This is a genomic window from Gordonibacter sp. RACS_AR68 (assembly GCF_030418485.1).
Taxonomy (GTDB): Bacteria; Actinomycetota; Coriobacteriia; order Coriobacteriales; family Eggerthellaceae; genus Gordonibacter; species Gordonibacter urolithinfaciens.
This window is the reverse complement of the sequence record NZ_JAIPUP010000002.1, coordinates 52,217-70,062: the sequence shown is the minus strand read 5'-3', so window position 1 is coordinate 70,062 and position 17,846 is coordinate 52,217. Positions and strand designations below refer to the sequence as shown.

The 17,846-nt window shown below is 67.6% G+C and carries 17 protein-coding genes; 15 read left to right on the top strand and 2 right to left on the bottom strand.

The genetic code is table 11. The features are described from left to right. Positions 1-19 precede the first annotated feature (19 nt). Positions 20-2,155 carry a GGDEF domain-containing protein gene (locus tag K9U15_RS05045; protein WP_161959451.1) on the bottom strand — a complete coding sequence of 712 codons (2,136 nt, stop codon included), beginning with the start codon at positions 2,153-2,155 and terminating at the stop codon, positions 20-22. 363 nt (positions 2,156-2,518) lie between these two features. Between K9U15_RS05045 and K9U15_RS05040 the strand changes: the two genes are divergently transcribed. The 6 genes from K9U15_RS05040 (at position 2,519) to K9U15_RS05015 (ending at position 8,709) form a co-directional block, all read left to right on the top strand. Then, entirely contained in the window at positions 2,519-3,295 is a 777-nt protein-coding gene (locus K9U15_RS05040) for an ABC transporter ATP-binding protein (protein WP_301155702.1), read from the top strand. Further along, the gene (locus K9U15_RS05035; RefSeq protein WP_301155701.1) at positions 3,292-4,467 is read left to right on the top strand and encodes an ABC transporter permease; all 1,176 of its coding nucleotides are present in this window, start codon (positions 3,292-3,294) and stop codon (positions 4,465-4,467) included. Before K9U15_RS05040 ends, K9U15_RS05035 begins: the two co-directional genes overlap by 4 nt. A gap of 310 nt (positions 4,468-4,777) precedes the next feature. Beyond that, positions 4,778-5,509, top strand: a complete 732-nt coding sequence (locus tag K9U15_RS05030; protein ID WP_096228167.1) for an amino acid ABC transporter ATP-binding protein — start codon at positions 4,778-4,780, stop codon at positions 5,507-5,509. An 8-nt stretch (positions 5,510-5,517) separates the two neighbouring features. Beyond that, entirely contained in the window at positions 5,518-6,342 is an 825-nt protein-coding gene (locus K9U15_RS05025; RefSeq protein ID WP_096228168.1) for a transporter substrate-binding domain-containing protein, read from the top strand. Further along, positions 6,335-8,050 carry an amino acid ABC transporter permease gene (locus tag K9U15_RS05020; RefSeq protein ID WP_301155700.1) on the top strand — a complete coding sequence of 572 codons (1,716 nt, stop codon included), beginning with the start codon at positions 6,335-6,337 and terminating at the stop codon, positions 8,048-8,050. The genes K9U15_RS05025 and K9U15_RS05020 overlap by 8 nt, the downstream gene beginning before the upstream one ends. Beyond that, entirely contained in the window at positions 8,047-8,709 is a 663-nt protein-coding gene (locus tag K9U15_RS05015; RefSeq protein WP_087190989.1) for an amino acid ABC transporter permease, read from the top strand. The genes K9U15_RS05020 and K9U15_RS05015 overlap by 4 nt, the downstream gene beginning before the upstream one ends. A gap of 127 nt (positions 8,710-8,836) precedes the next feature. Here the strand turns inward: K9U15_RS05015 and K9U15_RS05010 are convergent, their stop codons facing one another. Next, entirely contained in the window at positions 8,837-9,304 is a 468-nt protein-coding gene (locus K9U15_RS05010; protein WP_096228170.1) for a hypothetical protein, read from the bottom strand. A gap of 550 nt (positions 9,305-9,854) precedes the next feature. Between K9U15_RS05010 and K9U15_RS05005 the strand changes: the two genes are divergently transcribed. The 9 genes from K9U15_RS05005 to K9U15_RS04965 all read left to right on the top strand — a co-directional run bounded on the left by K9U15_RS05005 (position 9,855) and on the right by K9U15_RS04965 (position 17,842). Further along, the gene (locus tag K9U15_RS05005) at positions 9,855-10,211 is read left to right on the top strand and encodes a type II toxin-antitoxin system RelE/ParE family toxin (protein ID WP_096228171.1); all 357 of its coding nucleotides are present in this window, start codon (positions 9,855-9,857) and stop codon (positions 10,209-10,211) included. Beyond that, entirely contained in the window at positions 10,204-10,476 is a 273-nt protein-coding gene (locus K9U15_RS05000; RefSeq protein ID WP_301155699.1) for a helix-turn-helix domain-containing protein, read from the top strand. Before K9U15_RS05005 ends, K9U15_RS05000 begins: the two co-directional genes overlap by 8 nt. 215 nt (positions 10,477-10,691) lie before the next feature. Next, positions 10,692-13,253: a DNA topoisomerase I gene (locus tag K9U15_RS04995; RefSeq protein WP_301155698.1), complete on the top strand. Its 2,562-nt coding sequence runs from the start codon at positions 10,692-10,694 to the stop codon at positions 13,251-13,253. Positions 13,254-13,663: 410 nt separating this feature from the next. Next, positions 13,664-14,587 (top strand): malate dehydrogenase, encoded by a 924-nt coding sequence (gene mdh, locus K9U15_RS04990; RefSeq protein ID WP_015540343.1) that lies wholly within the window; start codon positions 13,664-13,666, stop codon positions 14,585-14,587. Between the two features lie 331 nt (positions 14,588-14,918). Beyond that, on the top strand, positions 14,919-15,710 hold the full coding sequence (locus tag K9U15_RS04985) for a nitroreductase family protein (protein ID WP_041240626.1): 792 nt from the start codon (positions 14,919-14,921) through the stop codon (positions 15,708-15,710). 105 nt (positions 15,711-15,815) lie between these two features. Then, positions 15,816-16,136: a hypothetical protein gene (locus tag K9U15_RS04980; RefSeq protein ID WP_301155697.1), complete on the top strand. Its 321-nt coding sequence runs from the start codon at positions 15,816-15,818 to the stop codon at positions 16,134-16,136. A gap of 24 nt (positions 16,137-16,160) precedes the next feature. Beyond that, a complete protein-coding gene (locus K9U15_RS04975) occupies positions 16,161-16,340 on the top strand; it encodes a helix-turn-helix transcriptional regulator (RefSeq protein ID WP_301155078.1) in 180 nt (59 codons plus the stop codon). Between the two features lie 93 nt (positions 16,341-16,433). After that, complete coding sequence (locus K9U15_RS04970) at positions 16,434-17,303, top strand: fumarate hydratase (protein WP_278806935.1); 870 nt, start codon at positions 16,434-16,436, stop codon at positions 17,301-17,303. Further along, complete coding sequence (locus K9U15_RS04965; protein WP_087190982.1) at positions 17,300-17,842, top strand: fumarate hydratase C-terminal domain-containing protein; 543 nt, start codon at positions 17,300-17,302, stop codon at positions 17,840-17,842. Before K9U15_RS04970 ends, K9U15_RS04965 begins: the two co-directional genes overlap by 4 nt. The last annotated feature ends 4 nt before the right edge of the window (positions 17,843-17,846 follow it).

Sequence of the window (17,846 nt, the reverse complement as noted above, 5' to 3'; positions counted from 1 at the left end):
GGCTGCCCGAATGCTCCTGCTACGCCACGACCGAGCGTCCCTTGCCGGAGCGCTTGGCCTGGTACATAACCTGGTCGGCGCGGTCGTATAGGTCCTGGTAGCGCTCGCTGCCCGCGGCCTTCACCGCTCCGACGCTCACGGTGTAGGGGCAGCCCGCCGCGCGCGATGCGGCGGCTGCCGAGCGCACGAGCTTTGCGCAGCGCTCCTCGAGCCGTGCGGCATCCACGGGGCCGACGAGGCACACGGCGAACTCGTCGCCCCCGAAGCGGCAGATCAGGTCGTCTTCGCCGAACGTCTTGCGCAGCTCGTCCGCCAGCGTGCGCAGCGCCTTGTCGCCGGTCTGGTGGCCATAAGTGTCGTTCACGCCCTTGAAGTCGTCCACGTCGATCACCGCGAACCCGCCCACCTCGCCGCGCGAGGCCAGCGTCTCCACGGCCTTGCGGAAGGCGCCCATGGCGAGCAGGTTCGTCAGGCCGTCCCGGTCGGCCACCGCCTTGAGGCGGTCCTTCTCGGCGCGGATGATCTTGAGCGCCTTCGAGCTGTTGCGCACGTAGAGTACCGACAGCGCCACGACGACCAGCATCACGCCCAGTCCGACGAGGGCGAGCTCCTTGGCGTACGCCTCGACGAAACGGGCGAGGGTCGGCTCGTCTTCCTCCCGCACGGCGTCGTAGATGCTCTCGTTCACGGCGCCGCGGGGCATCTCGCGCACCGCCTCGTTGAACATGCGGATAAGCTCCAGGTCGCTCGACGGCGCGAACGCGAAGCAGGTGTCGTTTGCCTGGTCCGAGTTGGCGAGCGAGGTGATGTTGCGGTAGCGGTTCTCGTTGGCGTAGTAGGGGGCCGAGTAGCCGTCGGTGTACGTATAGTCGGCCCTGCCGGAGTCGACGGCCTCGATGCAGTCCTGCAGCGTGTTGCACACGACGGCGTCCCCGATTTCGGGGACGTAGGCGTCCTTCGTCACGGCGATCCGCTTTGTCGATAGGTCGGCGACGTCCAAGCCGTCGCGGACCACCGTCCACCGCCGCGACGTGAGATAGGATGTGCTCAAGGACAGTCCATGCCGCTGCGCGAAGTCGAAGTTGTGGAGGACGCCCGCCACCGCATCGAGGTCGAGGCGGGCCATGTCGTCGACCCAGCTGCTGTTCCCCGTCAGGGGGACGAGCTCTACCGAGAGTCCCGTGTAGTCGGCGATGAAGTCGATCACGGCCTGCGACGCCCCGACGAGCTGCCCGGTCTTCTCGTCGACATCCTGGACGGGCGCGGCGCCGGGAAGGTAGCCTATTCGGACGGAGCCCTTGCGCGATGCGTACTCCCGCATGTCCCTCGAAAGGCCGGTGGAATCCTCGTAGCTGTTGAAGTACTTGTCGTACAGATCCTGCTCGAGCGTGGGCTCGGCCTTCCGCGTCTGGACGATGGCCTCGTTGAGGGCGGCGACTACGTCCGGGCTCCCCTTCGTGGCGGCGAAGTAGAAGGGCGTCTGCGTGAGCGTGGCCACGACATGAGCGCCCCCGATGAGATTGATGTCCACGCCCGTGAGGACGTCGACATCGCCCGATTCCAGAGCCTTGAGAAACTCGTCCGCGCTCTCGTAGGTCACGGCTTCGAGCTCGATGCCGTTCATATCGCAGAACGTCTGCACTGCGGCGCGCGTTTTGGGGGAGGGCCCGTTGAACGCCGCACGAAGCTTGTCTTTCGTGTAGATGTTGGTGAAGGACAGATCCTCGTTCTCGTTCGAGGCGAACAGCGCCGTGTGCGCCGACCCGTAGGCGTTGATGGCGAAATCGTACTGCTCGGCGAGCTGGTCGGAGTAGTTCATGGCCCCGATGATGTCGACCTCGCCGTTCGCCACCATGTCGAGCAGCATGGTGAGCTGCTCGTTGAGGTCGCCTTCCACATGAACGTACTCGTAGTCCCAGCCGGTGTACTGGGCGATCTGCTGGAGGTAGTCGTACGTGTACCCCGAGTGCGTGCCGTCCTCCGCGGTTTCGGTGAGGCCCGGTTGGTCGGGCCAGGCCACGCGTATCGTCGTGCGGCCGCCCTCGGCGGCGTTCGCGGAGGCGAGGGCGCCGACTCCGGCTCCCGGTATTCCGCAGGCAAGGGCTGCTGCGACCAGCAGCGATGCGAGTACCGATACCGCCCTACGACCTTTCATGCCCATCCCGCCCTTCTTGACAGCCTCCCTATGCGGCCAGTATAGCAGACCGGTCGGGAGCCGCCCGCCGCGGCCGCCCAGGGGGCGGCCGCGGCGGCGGTCGAAATACGCTCGCCCCACTAGAGCTTGGACCAGGCTTTGCCGGGTTTTCTTTCCGGCCCGGAACCGGGTTAAGATGAAAAGGAGCCTGCGGGGTTGCTGGCCGATCCCTTCCCCTCGACTGCTATACTGATCCGGATGCGAGGGCGAGATGGGGGCGGGGTGCTTTCGCTCCACGGTGCGAGGCGCCTTCGTGCTGCCTTGCGGGAGGAGACGTCGCCCTTCCCGCCTCCGTCTCCCGATGCGACACCGAAAGGCTTGCCGATGGAACCAGCCATCACCGTTACGAACCTGCGGAAGACCTTCAGGCTCTCCGCCAAGCAGCGCAAGCTCGAGCGCACCGACGCGAGGACGAAGACGGCCGTCGACGGCCTCTCGTTCGAGGTGCGGTGCGGCGAGATCTACGGCCTCTTGGGCCCGAACGGCGCCGGCAAGACCACCACGCTGCGCATGCTGGCGGCGCTTGTGAAACCGGACGAGGGCAGCGCGTTCGTGGAGGGCGTCTCGGTGGTGGACGACCCCATGAGGGTGCGCGGCATCATCGGGTTCCTGACGAGCGAGCTCAAGCTGGAGGATACGTTCTCGCCGGACTACCTCTTCGACTTCTTCTCCGAGCTGCACCACGTGGAGCCGGCCGTGCGCGACGCGCGCAAAAGGGCGTTGTTCGGGCGCTTCGGCATCGACCGTTTCGCGCAGACGAAAGTGGCCGACCTGTCCACCGGCATGAAGCAGAAGACGTCGCTTGCGGTGTCGCTCGTGCACGACCCCGACGTCATCATCTTCGACGAGCCCACGAACGGCCTCGACGTGCTCACGGCGAAGGTCGTGACCGACTTCTTGGTGGAGCTGAAGGGCCAGGGCAAGACCATCCTCTTGTCCACGCACATATTCAGCCTGGTGGAGAAGGTGTGCGACCGTGCCGGCATCATTATCGGCGGGCGCATGGCGGCCGGCGGCACCCTGCCGGAGCTCACGGGAGGGCGCTCCCTCGAGGACGCGTTCTTCGACCTGTACGCCGCGAGCGCGGGGGAGGCCTCATGAGAAGCAACGTGCTCACGATAGCCAAGAAGGAGCTGGCGAGGTTCTTCAGCAACAAGGCGTCGGCTATCGTCTCCATCGTGCTGCCCGGCCTGCTCATCTTCCTCATGTGGACCGTCATGGGCGACGCCATGGGCTCCCTGTTCTCGCCCGACGAGGGCAAGCGCCCCGTGGTGGCCGTGGTGAACGAGCCGGCGAGCATCGGGGCGCTGGCGCCCGAGGGCGGCATCGACATGGTGGGCGAGGAGGCCCTGCCCGGGGCCGAGGAGATGCGGGAGCGCATCGGTCAGGGCAGCGTGCAGGCGTTCGCCGTGTTCCCCGCCGGGTTCGACGAGGCCGTGGCAGCCTACGACCCGGCATCGGGCGAGCCGGCTCCGCAGGTGGAGGTCTACTTTGACTCCACCGACCCCAACTCGTCGCAGGCGTATGCGACCCTCACCGGCCTGCTCGACGCCTACGAGTCGTCGCTGGCGAACCGTTTCGATGTGAACGCGGGGCAGGGTGCCTACAACGTGGCCGCGGAACGCGACATAGCCGGTTCGCTCGTGGTGTCCATCGTGCCCATGCTGCTGCTCATCCTGCTGTTCACCAGCTGCATGAACATCGCGGCGGAGTCGGTGGCCGGCGAGAAGGAGCGCGGCACCATGGCCACGCTCCTGTCCACGCCCATCAAGCGACGCGATATCGCGCTCGGCAAGGTGCTGGCCGTCACGCTCATCGGCCTGGCCATCGCCGCGTCCAGCATGCTGGGCATCTTCGCGGGGCTGCCCGGCATCATGCAGGGCGCGGTGGACATGAACGTGTACGGCCCGGCGGACTACCTGCTGCTGGTGCTGGTGGTGGTGTCCACCACGCTGCTCGTGGTCATGCTCATCACCGTGGTGTCGGCCCTGGCCAAGACCACGAAGGAGGCGGGCATGTACCTGACGCCGCTCATGATCGTGGTCATGCTCGTGGGCATCCTCGGCATGTTCGGCGGCGGTGCGAAGGAGGAGCTCTGGTTCTACCTCGTGCCGCTCTACAACTCGGTGCAGTGCATGATCGGCATCTTCACGTTCGACTTCCAGCCTCTGAACGTGGCCGCGTGCGTGCTGGGCAACCTGGCCTACACGGGGGCCGGCGTGCTCGTGCTGCAGCGCATGTTCAACAGCGAGCGGCTGATGTTCGCACGCTAAGCGGGGAGGGGCGAGACGCGGGGAGGGGCGAGACACGGGGACGGGGATGACGTCTCGTCAGGGGCGGAGCACCGGGCCGCGCGTCGCCCCGCGGAATGAGACGTCATCCCCGTCCCCGTGTCTCCCCGCGTGTGCCGGTTTCGCTTCCATCTCCGTCGATTTCGCTATCGTCAGCCTCCCGTAACCTCCCTGCCATCTGGGGCGATGACGTGCATGCTAGACTGGTCGATGCACTTCGTCATGAAATCTTGCAAGACCGCGGCGCACTGACGATCGCGGCCTTTCACGCGTGAAACGGGAGGCTCCGACGGTGGGAAGCGCGATATCGGTCAAGGACATACGCAAGAACTTCGGCACGGTCGAGGCGCTCCGGGGCGTGTCGCTGGAGGTCGACGAGGGGCAGAAGGTGGTGGTCATCGGTCCCTCGGGCTCGGGCAAGAGCGTGCTCATCCGCTGCATCAACGGGCTGGAGACGCCGGATTTCGGCTCCATCACGGTTGAGGGCATGGACCTGTCCGACCGGCATGTGAACGCCCGCGCGCTCGCCCGCGACGTGGCCATGGTGTTCCAGAGCTACAACCTCTACCCGCACAAGACGGTGCTCGAGAACGTGACGCTGGCCCCCATCAAGGTGCTGAAGGTGCCGCGCGATCAGGCCGAGCGCGACGGGCGCGCCTACCTGGACCGCGTGGGCCTGTCCGACAAGGTGGACAAGTACCCCGACCAGCTCTCCGGCGGCCAGCAGCAGCGCGTGGCCATCGCCCGCGCCCTCAACATGCATCCCAAGATCATGCTCTTGGACGAGCCCACGAGCGCGCTCGACCCCGAGATGGTGCAGGAGGTGCTCGACGTGATCAAGTCGCTCGCCGAGACCAGCATGACCATCGTCATGGTCACCCACGAGATGGGCCTGGCGCGCGAGGCGGCCGACACGGTGGTGTTCATGGAGAACGGCCTGATCGTCGACCAGGGCACCCCGCACTATATGTTCGACGAGACGGACAACGCTCGCGTCAAGAGCTTCCTGTCGAAGATCCTGTGAGGCCGCCCATGATCACGAGACGAACCTTCATCCGCACGTCGGCGCTGGCCGCGGCCGGCCTCGCGCTGGCCGGCGGTCCGATCGCCCTCGCGGGCTGCGCGCCCGACGGAGACGTGCTGCGCGTGGGCACGAAGATCGACGTGCCGGGCTTCGGCTTCCAGAACCCCGAGACGGGCAACATCGAGGGCATGGAGGTGGACATCGCGCGCGAGCTGGCCAAGCGCATCAAGGGCGACCCGAACGCGCTCCAGGTGACCGGGGTGAACGTCACCACGCGCGGAGCGATGCTCGACAACGGCACGCTCGACGCGACGCTGGCCACGTTCACCATCACCGAGGCGCGCAAGAAAAGCTACAACTTCTCGCGCCCGTACTATACCGACCACATCGGCGTGCTGGTGAAGAAGTCCTCCGGCATAACCGACCTGGCGGACCTCGACGGGAAGACCGTGGGCGTGGCGCTGTCGGCCACGACGCGCGACAAACTGACGGCCGCCGGCGACGAGATCGGCATCCATATGAAGTTCGCCGAGTACTCGACGTATCCCGAGATCAAGATCGCGCTCGTCACCGGGCGCGTCGACGCCTTCTCGGTGGACCGCTCCATCCTGAACGGCTACGTGGACGACTCCACCATGCTGCTGGACGCGCAGTTCGCGCCGCAGGAGTACGGCGTGGCCACGAAGAAGTCGAACACCCAGCTAGCCGACCAGATCGATGCCGCCATCGGCGCCATGTCCGACGACGGCACGCTGCGCTCGCTCCAGGAGCGCTGGGGGCTCGTGGACGACGCGCCCGCCGGAGACGGGAAGGACGGTGGGCAGGATGCTTGACATCTTCGCGCCCTACAAGTGGGAGGCGCTCTTCCAGCGCTGGCCCGACATCCTGGCCGCGTTCGGCACCACGGTGGGCATCTCCGTGCTCGCGCTCGTCATCGCGCTGGCGCTCGGCATCGTGTTCGGCGTGCTGTCGGTGTCGCGCATCGCGCCTTTGCGCTGGGTGACCCGCGTGTACGTGGAGGTGGTGCAGAACGTGCCGCTGCTTCTGCAGGTGTTCGTGTTCTACGCCATCTTCCCGCTGCTGGGGTTCTCCCTCGCCGCGTTCTGGATCGGGGTTCTGGCCATCGGCATCTACCACGGCGGCTATATCTCCGAGGTGGTGCGCAGCGGCATCGGCTCCATTCATCGCGGGCAGTTCGAGGCGGCGAAGAGCCAGGGCTTCTCGTACTGGCAGTCGATGTTCGTGATCATACTGCCCCAGGCCATCCGCATCATCATGCCGCCTTTGGCCGTGCAGGCGGCGAACCTCGTGAAGAACACCTCGGTGCTGGCGCTTATCGCGGGCGGCGAGCTCATGTACTTCTCGAACTCGTTCGCCGGCGCCACGAGCTACTACGGCCCCGTGTACATGGTGGCGGCGCTGCTGTACTTCGTCATCTGCTTCCCGCTGTCGCGCCTGGCGCTGTACCTCGAGCGCCGCACCCGCGCGCACCGGCATCTGTCCACGGGCGACGCGACCGAGGAGCTGGCCGAGGACGCGCTCGAGGTCACGCCGGGCACGCACGACATCACCGGGCGCGCGGCGGCCGACGCGCTTGCCGGCGGCGTGGGCACCATGTTCGAGACGGTGGACATAGCCCCGGCCCGCCAGGCCCCCTCTCCGCGCCACCCGCTGCACGTGCTGGGGGACGAGGCGGACGGCCCGGGCGAGCGCGGGCCGATGGAGCAGGCGTACACCGGCCGTGTGGCCGCCGAGATCGCCGACGAGATAGGCCGCGAGATAGCGCAGGAGATAGCCGAGGAATGCGGCGACGACGAGGCCTGCGCAGCGCGCGTGATGCGCACGAAGGCCGGACGCGTGAAGGCTCACCGCCGCCTGGAGCGCCGCGCGGCCGCCCGCCGCGGGGTGGAGAGCACGGTTGCCGGCAAGGCCGAGGCCGGCGCCGCCGCGCCCGCGTCGCCGGATGCCGTGGCCGAGGGCGTGCGCGACCTGGGAGCGAGGCGCTCGCCGGAGGCCGACGAGGCCTTGGCCTCGCGGGCCGAGACGGCCACGAGCGACCGCATCACCCGCGACGTGCGCAAGCGCGTCGACGGCGGCGCCGCGTTGGAGGCCGATGCGCAACGCGCTCCCGTCGAGGCTGCCGGCGCGGAGGGCGGACGCACGGTGCATCGCCAACGTGCCGACGCGCACGACGAGGCCGAGCTGGGAGCGGAGGCCTTCCTCGACAACGACTACGTGCCCGGCGAGCTGGACGCGCCGGCAGAGCGGCCCGCCCACGTGCGCGCGCCGCACGACGAGGCCGACTTCGACGCCGAGAGCGAGGATGCGGCCGCGCGCCAAGCTCGCCGCGAACGCCGCAGCGGCGACGAGGAGGCAAGGGAGTCCAGCGGGCCGGAAACGGTCGTGCCCGAGGACGTGGACATGGAGGCGCTTGCCGGCATGGCTGCGCGCGCGGCCGACGATGCCGCCGCGCGCATGGAGCGCCTGCGGCGCGAGGGCCTCGAGGGCCTTGGCAAGGACAAGCGAGGGGAGGGCAAATGAGCGAGATAACCGCCCTTTTCACCTGGGTGAACATACGATTCCTGCTGCAGGGCCTGGGTATGACGCTGCTGATATCCGCGCTGGCCATCCTGTGCTCGGTGGTGCTCGGCACCGTCATCTCGGTCATGCGCACGTCGAGCAGCCGCGTGCTGCGCGGCGTGGCCACGGTCTACATCGAGATATTCAAGAACACCCCGCTGCTCCTGTGGATCATGTTCACGTTCTTCGTGGCGCAGCTGCCGCCCATCGGCGCAGCCGTGTTGGCGTTCACGCTGTTCACGAGCGCGAGCGTAGCCGAAATCGTGCGCGGCGGCCTGGCGAGCGTGCCGTTCGGCCAGTACGAGGCCGCGAAGTCGCAGGGCTTCTCCACCGTGCAGACGTACCTGCTGATCATCTTGCCGCAGGCGCTGCGCAACATGGTGCCCGCGCTGCTGTCGCAGTTCGTGACCACCATCAAGGACACGAGCTACCTCTGGGGCGCCATGGCGCTGCAGGAGCTCATGGGGCGCGGCATGATACTCATGAACAGCTACAACTCAACGGTGCAGATATTCGCCATCTTCGGCATCATGGCGCTCATCTACTTCGTCGTGTGCTTCACGCTCTCGCAGATCGTGCGCGCCTACCAGCGCCGCCTGAAGGAGGCGCGCACGGCGTAGGGGCGAGACAGGGGGACGGGGATGATGTCTCATTCCCCGACGCGGTACGGCCTTGCGAACCTCCTGGGAATGAGACATCATCCCCGTCCCCCTGTCTCGCCCCTGTCTCGCGGGCACCCAGAGGCATCTACTGCGCGAGTGCCAGGTACGGCAGGTACGCCTGCGCGCTCTCGGGGACGGCGAGGGTGACGTTCTGGCCATAGGCCGAGACGGTGACGTAGCCCGGGTCGTCGTAGGTGGTGATGGTGCCGTCGATGCCGGCGTACGACCCGTCCACGGTGCCGGTCTCCACGGCGTCCGCAGGCAACGCGGCGGCCTGCCAGCCGTCGATGTCCAGCTCGGCCACGAGCGCGTCCACCTGGTCGGCCGTGAGGCCGGTTGCGGCGGCTATGTCGTCCTTGCGCTCGTCGATGGCGTTCTTTACCTGGCCCTTGAGGTCGGTTGCGTCCATGGCGGCGTTCGCGACGGCCGCCTTGGCGCCCTGCGCCGCATCGCTCACGGGGCCGAGCGAGGTGTTCGAGAACACGACGACGCCCACGCCGACGAGCACGACGACGGCGAGCAGGGCGAGAAGCGCTCCGAGGACTTTCTTCATGAGGTGCCTCCTTGCAGTTTGGATGGCCTGCGCGGCGTGCGGTGCGCCGTGCGGCGCTGCTGCGCGGTCGCGCGGCTGCGGGCGGTTCCGCCGCTGGTGCGTTTCGTGGTCGATGCGCGCGGCGGTGGGTGTCGTGGTTCGGCGGCCTACCCGAAGGATAGCCTACCCGAGAATCGCCCGGTTCACGAAACGCCCGCAGCTTCTCCAACGCGCGGTAACGAAATCCCCATCGCATTTCCCGAAGCGGTTCGGCTTCATTCCAGGGCAGGCAATGCGTCATCAGGGGTTTTCGTGCGAAGCGAAAAACTGCTAGGTTCATGCGGCAATCGTGCAAGGATTCGGCAAGGAACAGGCGGTCGCCGCGCAATAAGCGCACGGCCGACACGCTTGAGGCGCGCGAGGTTTTTGCGGTTTCGCAGCGGTCGGCCGACGACTGCCATGCAAGGTCGCGGCGCTATGATCGGCGGAAGCCTGCTGGTATGAGATGGGCGGATGCTTGTGTATATAACATATATGTTATATACTGTTTGCACCCCGCAAAGGGGGAGGAATGGAAGACTTCGAGGTTGTTTTCTATCGTAAGTTGAACGGAACGGTACCCATGGACGAGTTCCTTGAGTCGCTTCCCCCGAAGCTGAACGCGAAGGTTCACCGCGACCTCGGTGCTTTGCGCGAGGAGGCCCATAAGCTGCGCGAGCCACAATCGAAGTGCATGGGGGAGGGGCTGTCCGAGCTTCGCAGCAGGCAGGGCGACGACATTGCGCGGTCGTTCTACTTCTTCTTCTCGGGTAGCCGCATCGTCGTAACGAACGGGTTCGTGAAGAAGACGCGGAAGACGCCTCGCAGGGAACTCGCCCGCGCGCTTGCCTTCAAGGCCGATTGGGAAGAGAGGTTTGTCAATGGATGATCTGGACAGGAGCCATCAGAGGTACATGCAGGACCCCGAGTACGCCGCCGAGTACGAGCGCCTGGAGCCGGTGTACGACATCATCAGCGCCATCACGATGGCGCGCGCCGAGCAGAACCTCACCCAGCGCGAGCTGGCCGAGCGCTGCGGCATGAGGCAGAGCGCGTTCGCGCGCCTCGAGTCCGGCAACGCAAACCCCACGCTCAAGACGTTGCAGCAGGTGGCAAAGGGCCTCGGCAAGAAGCTGCGCATCGGCTTCGTGTGAGCGTCCTACCGCCGCGCCACCTCCGCCGCGGTGCGGCCCGCCGGTTCCGCGCTCGCTTCAAGTGCGTATTTTTCGCCGCAAACGCCGCAAATCGTGTATGCTAGCGTCTGCTGCGCGCCCAAGCGCGCCATCCCCGCACACGTTAATAAACGAATGGGGCATCGTGTGAACGCGATCAGGCCGCGGGAGGCGGCCGGAAGAAGAGGAGGAACCGCGTGAAGCTGGTGGTAACCGAGAAGAACGACGCGGCTCAGAAGATCGCCGACTTGCTCGGCGTCAAGAAACCCAAGGCGGACAAGGTGTATTCCACGCCGGTGTACCGCTTCGACGTGGACGGCGAGGAGTGGGTGACCATCGGCCTGCGCGGCCACATCCTGGAGCCCGACTTCACCCCGACCATGGTGTACAAGAAGCGCGGCGGCTGGCAGGGCGTCACGGAGGAAGGCGAGACCTTCCCGGCGCAGCTGCCCGCGACGCTGCCCAAGCCCCCCTTTAAAAAGAAGAAGCCCTTCACCGAGGACGGCGTGGAGCTCAAGACCTGGAAGATGGACGCGCTGCCGTACCTGGTGTATGCGCCCATCAAGAAGCTCCCCAAGGAGAAGGAGATCATCCGCTCGCTGAAGAACCTGGCGAAGAAGGCGGACTCCATCATCATCGCCACCGACTTCGACCGCGAGGGCGAGCTCATCGGAAGCGACGCGCTCTCCTGCATCCAGGAGGTGAACCCCGACGCGCCCGTGCAGCGCGCGCGGTACTCGGCGTTCACGAAAGAGGAGATCACGCACGCGTTCGACAACCTGGTGGAGCTGGACGTGAACCTGGCGTCCGCCGGCGCGTCGCGCCAGGACATCGACCTCATCTGGGGCGCGGTGCTCACGCGCTACCTGACGCTCGTGAAGTTCGCCGGCTACGGCAACGTGCGCTCGTCGGGCCGCGTGCAGACGCCCACGCTCGCCCTCATCGTGGCGAAGGAGCGCGAGCGCCTGGCGTTCGTGCCCGAGGACTACTGGGTGATCCGCGGCGCGTTCGGCGCCGACCCCGACGCGTTCGAGGCTCCGCACGCCACGGCCCGCTTCAAGGCGGAGGCCGAGGCGAGCGCCGTCATGGCGCACGTGGAGGGCGCGACCACCGCCCGCGTGTCGGGCGTCGAGAAGAAGAAGCGCACGGTCCAACCGCCTGCGCCGTTCAACACGACCTCGCTCATGGCCGCCGCGTCAGCCGAAGGCCTCTCGCCCGCGCGCACCATGCGCATCGCCGAGAGCCTCTACATGGACGGCTATATCTCCTACCCCCGCGTGGACAACACCGTGTACCCCTCGTCGCTCGACCTCGCCGACACGGTGAAGGCCATCTCCGGCAACCCCGCCTACGCGCCGTACTGCAAGGAGCTGCTGGCGAAGGGCGAGCTCAAGGCCACGCGCGGCAAGAAGGAGACGACGGACCACCCGCCCATCTACCCCACGGCCAAGGCCACGCCCGACGACCTCGCGCCGGCCGACTACAAGCTGTACAACCTCATCGCGCGGCGCTTCCTGGCCACGCTCTCCGAGGCGGCCGTCGTCGAGGGCACGAAGGTATCGCTCGACGTGAACGGCGAGCCGTTCGTGGCCAAGGGCGACGTGCTGGTGCGTCCGGGCTTCCGCGCCATCTACCCCTACGGCCTGAAGAAAGACGAGCAGCTGCCCGCGCTCGCGGAGGGCGAGACGATCGCGTTCAACGGCGCCACCTGCACGAAGAAGCAGACCGAGCCGCCCGCGCGCTACAGCCAGGGCAAGCTCATCCAGGAGATGGAGAAGCTGGGCCTGGGCACGAAGTCCACGCGCCACTCCATCATCGAGCGCCTGTACGCGGTGAAGTACATCGTGAACGACCCCATCGAGCCCTCGCAGCTGGGCATGGCCGTGTGCGACGCGCTCGACAAGTTCGCGCCGCACATCACGCATCCCGAGATGACGGCCGAGCTGGAAGAGGAGATGGACAACATCGCCGAGGGCCGCACCACGCGCGTGAAGGTGGTGGACACGAGCCGCGACCTCCTGGCCGACCAGCTGGCCAGCCTCCTGCCGCACTCCGAGGAGGTGAAGGACGCGCTCGCCGACGCCGTGGCCGCCGACGCCTACGTGGGCCCGTGCCCCAAGTGCGGCAAGGACCTGCAGCTACGCGCGAGCCAGAAGACGCGCGGCATGTTCATCGGCTGCGCCGGCTGGCCTGACTGCGACGTCACCTACCCGCTGCCCAAGGGCAAGGTGGAGGCCGTGCCCGAGCCGTGCCCCACCTGCGGCATGCCCCAGGTGAAGGTGACGGCGTTCCGAGCCAAGCCGCGCACCATCTGCATCGACCCGAACTGCGCCACCAACAAGGAGCCGGACGTGATCGTGGGCGAGTGCCCCGTGTGCAAGGAGAAGGGCAAGCAGGCGAACCTCGTGGCGCAGAAGAACCCGCGCACGCTGAAGCGCTTCATCCACTGCGAGAACTACGAGGAGTGCGGGGTGGGCTATCCGCTGCCGCAGTACGGCGCGCTCACGGCCACGGGAGAGGTGTGCGAGCACTGCGGCGCGCCGATGGTGATCGTGACCACCGCGCGCGGCCCGTGGAAGCTCTGCCCCAACTTCGACTGCCCCGGCAAGGAGCAGGACGAGGAGAAGAAGGGCGCGTCGGGCGCGAAGGGCGGCGCGAAGAAGGCCCCGGCCAAGAAGGCGCCCGCCAAGAAACCCGCGGCGAAGAAGGCTCCCGCGAAGAAGCCGGCCGCCAAGAAGGTTTCCTCCGACAAAGCCTAGCGACCAATTCCCGATCGATCGTCTGGTCGGCCCTGACCTACCTCGACAGCGCAGCCCCGCGGCTGCGCTGTCCCGTACCTACGCATCGACCGGTCGGCCGGGCAACGGCTTCGGGCTCTTACTGCACACTTTTCACCAGTTTTTTACGTCGGAAGGCGGGTTTTCCGACCCGTGAAGCCGAACAGGCTATCAGCGATGACCGTTTCCCCTGATCGCGTTTCCTTGCGGCGAGGTCTCAAGTGCCGGAGTGCAGAAATCTGGTGAAAAGTGTGCAGCGCGGCTCCGCGTCGCCAACCGTCACCAACTGCGACGTGCCGTTTCGCTGGAGATGCGGGACTCGTCGTCGCAGCTTGGCGCGTGGGGCGCTACAATGCGGGGCGCAGAACCTGACTTCGAAGGAGAGCAATCACATGCCCAAGGTAACCATCGTCGGCGCCGGAAACGTCGGTGCCACCGCCGCCCACATCATCGCGTCCAAGAACCTGGCCGACGTCGTGCTCATCGACGTGGCCGAGGGCCTGCCCCAGGGCAAGGCGCTCGACATGATGCACATGCGCAGTGTGGAGAAGTTCACCGTGCACGTGACCGGCACCAACGACTACGCCGACACGCGCGACTCCGACGTGGTGGTCATCACCGCCGGCATCGCCCGCAAGCCCGGCATGACCCGCGAGGACCTGCTCGGCGTGAACGCCGGCATCATGAAGTCGGTGATCGGCCAGGCCAAGGAGGCGTCCCCGAACGCGGTGTTCATTTGCGTGACGAACCCGCTCGACGTCATGACCACGCTGGCGTTCCGCGAGAGCGGCCTGCCGGCGGAGCGCCTCATGGGCATGGGCGGTGTGCTGGACTCCTCGCGCCTGTCGTTCGCGGTGTGCGAGAAGCTCGGCTGCGAGCCGGCGGCCGTGGAGGCGTGGGCCGTGGGCGCGCACGGCGAGGGCATGGTGTGCTGGCCGCGCTTCACCACGGTGGACGGCACCCCCATCACCGAGCTCATGGACGAGGCGGCCGTGGCCGAGGTCGTGCAGCGCTGCGTGAAGGGCGGCGCCGAAGTCGTGGCGCACCTCAAGACCGGCAGCGCCTACTACGCGCCCGGCGCGTCCATCGCCAAGATGGTGGAGGCCATCCTGGGCGACACGCACGAGATCATGAGCGTGTGCGCGCACATCGACGGCCAGTACGGCATCGACGACCTCTACATGAACGTGCCCGTGCGCTTGGGCCGCGACGGCGTGGAGGAGGTCGTGGAGTTCGACCTCGACGACGAGGAGCTCGCGGCGCTGCGCGCGTCTGCGGACAGCGTGCGCGCGGGGTTGGCGAACCTGCCGGAGTAAGTGCGAAGTGGCGCGGCGAAGGATTGGGATGCGTGTCGTGCATCCCGCATCCCAATCCTGTGCCAGTTGTCCTGCACCAGGCATTCCGCGTTGCACCCCCTACGACGCCCGCTTCCAATCCTTTCTTCAGTCCTAGCTCCACTTGCCCTTCGGGCGCGGAGGAAGGCTTCGGGATGCGCGCGTCCTGCGCCGCGCCGATGGCCTGACGCGTCCTTGGCGAATCGGCGCGGCTTGCGTTAGCCGGCCGCACGCCGCCCCCGCGCCAAAGAGGGGGCGTGGGACAGTGGGGAAGCGCCCGTGTCGGGCGCTTCCGTTTTCAAGGAGGATGTTCATGCTGATCGAAATAGATGCCGAGCGCTGCATCGGGTGCGGGCGGTGCGTTGCCGACTGCGTGGGGTCGAACCTGCTGGTTGAGGATGGGACGGCGCGCGTGAAAGGCCGCTGCATCCTGTGCGGGCACTGCGTGGCCGTCTGCCCGACGGCGGCGGTGTCCATTCCGGGTTACGACATGGCCGACGTGGAGCCGTCTGCGCCGGCGGGCGAGACGATCGACGCCGCCGACCTCCTGCGCGCCATCAAGTCGCGCCGCAGCGTCCGTTCGTTCAAGCCGGAGCCGGTGGGACGCCAAGAGCTCGAGTTCGTGCTGCAGGCAGGTCGCTACACGGCCACGGCGAAGAATGCGCAAGGCTGCCGCTTCGTCGTAGTGCAGGACGGCCTCGCCGAGCTCAAACGGCTCGTGTGGGACGGCATCGAGGAGCTGCTTGCGCTGCCGGCAGACGAGAAGCCGCGTTGGGTGAAGCTCTACAAGCCGTTTTTGCGCGACGCGTGCGCGGGCAGGCAGGACTTCCTGTTCCGCAACGCACCGGCTGTCGTGTACGTGGCTGCCGAGCGCGCCGACGACGCGGGCCTGGCGGCTCAGAACATAGAGCTCATGGCGGCCGCGCAGGGCCTCGGCGTCCTGTTCAACGGCTACCTCTGCCGCGCCTCCGAGGAGCTCCCCGCCGTGCGCGCGTTCCTTGGGGCGGACGAGCGCCCCCTGCAGATGTGCCTGTTGCTGGGCTGCCCCGCCGTGTCCTATCCCCGCACGGCCCCGCGCATGCCGGGCGACTTCGTGGTGAAGTAGGCTGCCGTCATCGCAAAAAGTAAAGAACTCTTGACATTCTGCCGCGGAGGCGGCATACTGCGAAATGTTAAGAGTTCTTTACTTTGTGGCCGAAAGGAGCCGATCATGGACGAGATGGAGAAGTCGATCAGGACGCGGTCGGAGGCCCTGGGATACAAGTTCGCGGTCCTGCTGCTGGCGACATGGACGCTCGTCAATCTGGTGCTGTACCTGGCCACCGGGGGCGCGCGGGATATGCTGCCCACGCTCGTGCTCATCGCCGTGCTGCTGGCGCAGGGCTTCTCCGAGGAGTCGATGAAGCGGCGCATGGTGGAGGGCGACGACGAGTACCATGAGCCCAACCGGAAAGTGCGCATCGTCGTGGGCGTGTTGGGCGTGGCGCTGGTGACGTTCTTCGCCGGCTTCCTCGCCTTGTACGCGGCGTAAGCGGGCGGCACCGTGCGCAACGACATCAAGCGCCTGCGCAAAGCGCTGGGCCTGCGCCAGGAGGACCTGGCCCAGCGTTGCGGCGTGAGCCGCCAGACCATCGTGGCCGTGGAGAACGACAAGTACGACCCCACGCTGCCCCTCGCCCTGCGCCTCGCCCGCGAGCTCGGCACGACCGTGGAGGAATTGTTCCACCTGGAGTGACCGCCTCCCCATCTCGCGCAGGCCGGGGTCCTCGCAGGCACGTCCCGGCAACGTGGGAGGCGGATCGGCCGGGTTGCGGTATAATTCATCCCCATGGAAACCATCATCACGAAATCACAGGTCGCGGACGCTGTTTACGCGGCCATCCCGCGGCTGGCGTGCGAGCTGCCGGCCGACATCGAGGCGGGGATCGCCGCGGCGCGCGCCGTGGAGGACAACCCGCGCGGTCGGGCGGTGCTCGACCAGCTGGCGGAGAACGCGCGCATCGCGCGCGAGGACCGCGTGCCCCTCTGCCAGGACACCGGCACGGTGTGGGCGAGCCTCGAGATAGGCCCCGACGTGCTCGTGGCCGGCGACGTGTTCGCCGACGTGGACGACGCGGTCGCCCGCGCCTACGACGAGGCGCGCCTGCGCAAGTCGGTGGTGCGCGACGCCATCCTCGACCGCGCGAACACCGGCGACAACACGCCCGCGTTCTGCGACATCCACCCGGTGGACGAGCCGGGTGCGGCGCGGCTGCACCTCATGCTGAAGGGCGGCGGCTCGGACAACGCGAGCCGCGTGGTCATGCTCGTGCCGGGCGCCGGCAAGCAGGGCATCGTGGACGAGCTTGTGCGCTGCGTGCGCGAGAAGGGCGCGAACGCCTGCCCGCCGCTGGTGATCGGCATTGGCATCGGAGGCACGTTCGACAAGGTGGCGAGCCTTGCGAAGCGGGCGCTCATGCGCCCGGTGGACGAGCCGGCGGCCGATCCGCGTCTGCGCATGCTCGAGGAGGAGCTGCTCGCGGCCGTGAACGACACCGGCGTGGGCCCCGGCGGCCTCGGCGGCGCCACGACGGCGCTCGCCGTGCGCGTGGCCACGGCTCCGTGCCACATCGCGGCGCTGCCCCTCGCCATCAACATGGGATGCTCCGCCATGCGCCGGTGCACGATCGACCTCGCATCGGAAGGGGGCGCGCGATGAGCGACGAAGCGATCCGCCTGTCCCTGCCGCTCGACCGCCCGCGGCTCGCCGAGCTCCATGCCGGCGATGCGTGCCTTCTCACGGGTCCCCTGTACACGCTGCGCGATGCCGGGCACGTGCGCCTCATGGCCGAGCTCGAGGCCGCGGACGGCACGCTGCCCTACGGCCTGGACGGCCAGGCCATCTTCTACGCCGGCCCCACGCCCGCGGCCGCCGGCCGGCCGTTCGGCGCGGTCGGGCCCACCACGGCCAGCCGCATGGACTTCGCCGCCCCGGCGCTGCACCGCGCGGGCGTCGTGGCGACCGTGGGCAAGGGGCGCCGCTCCGCCGAGGTGCGCGACGCCTGCTGCGCCACGGGTTCCGTTTATTTCGTGGCGTGCGGCGGCGCTGCGGCCTACCTGGCCAAGTGCGTGGCATCATCGGAGACGGTGGCGTACGACGACTTGGGAACCGAGGCGCTGCGCCGCATCGAGGTGGTGGACTTTCCCGTGTTCGTGGGCGTGGACGTCCAGGGGCGCGACGTGTACGACCTCGCCTGAGCGC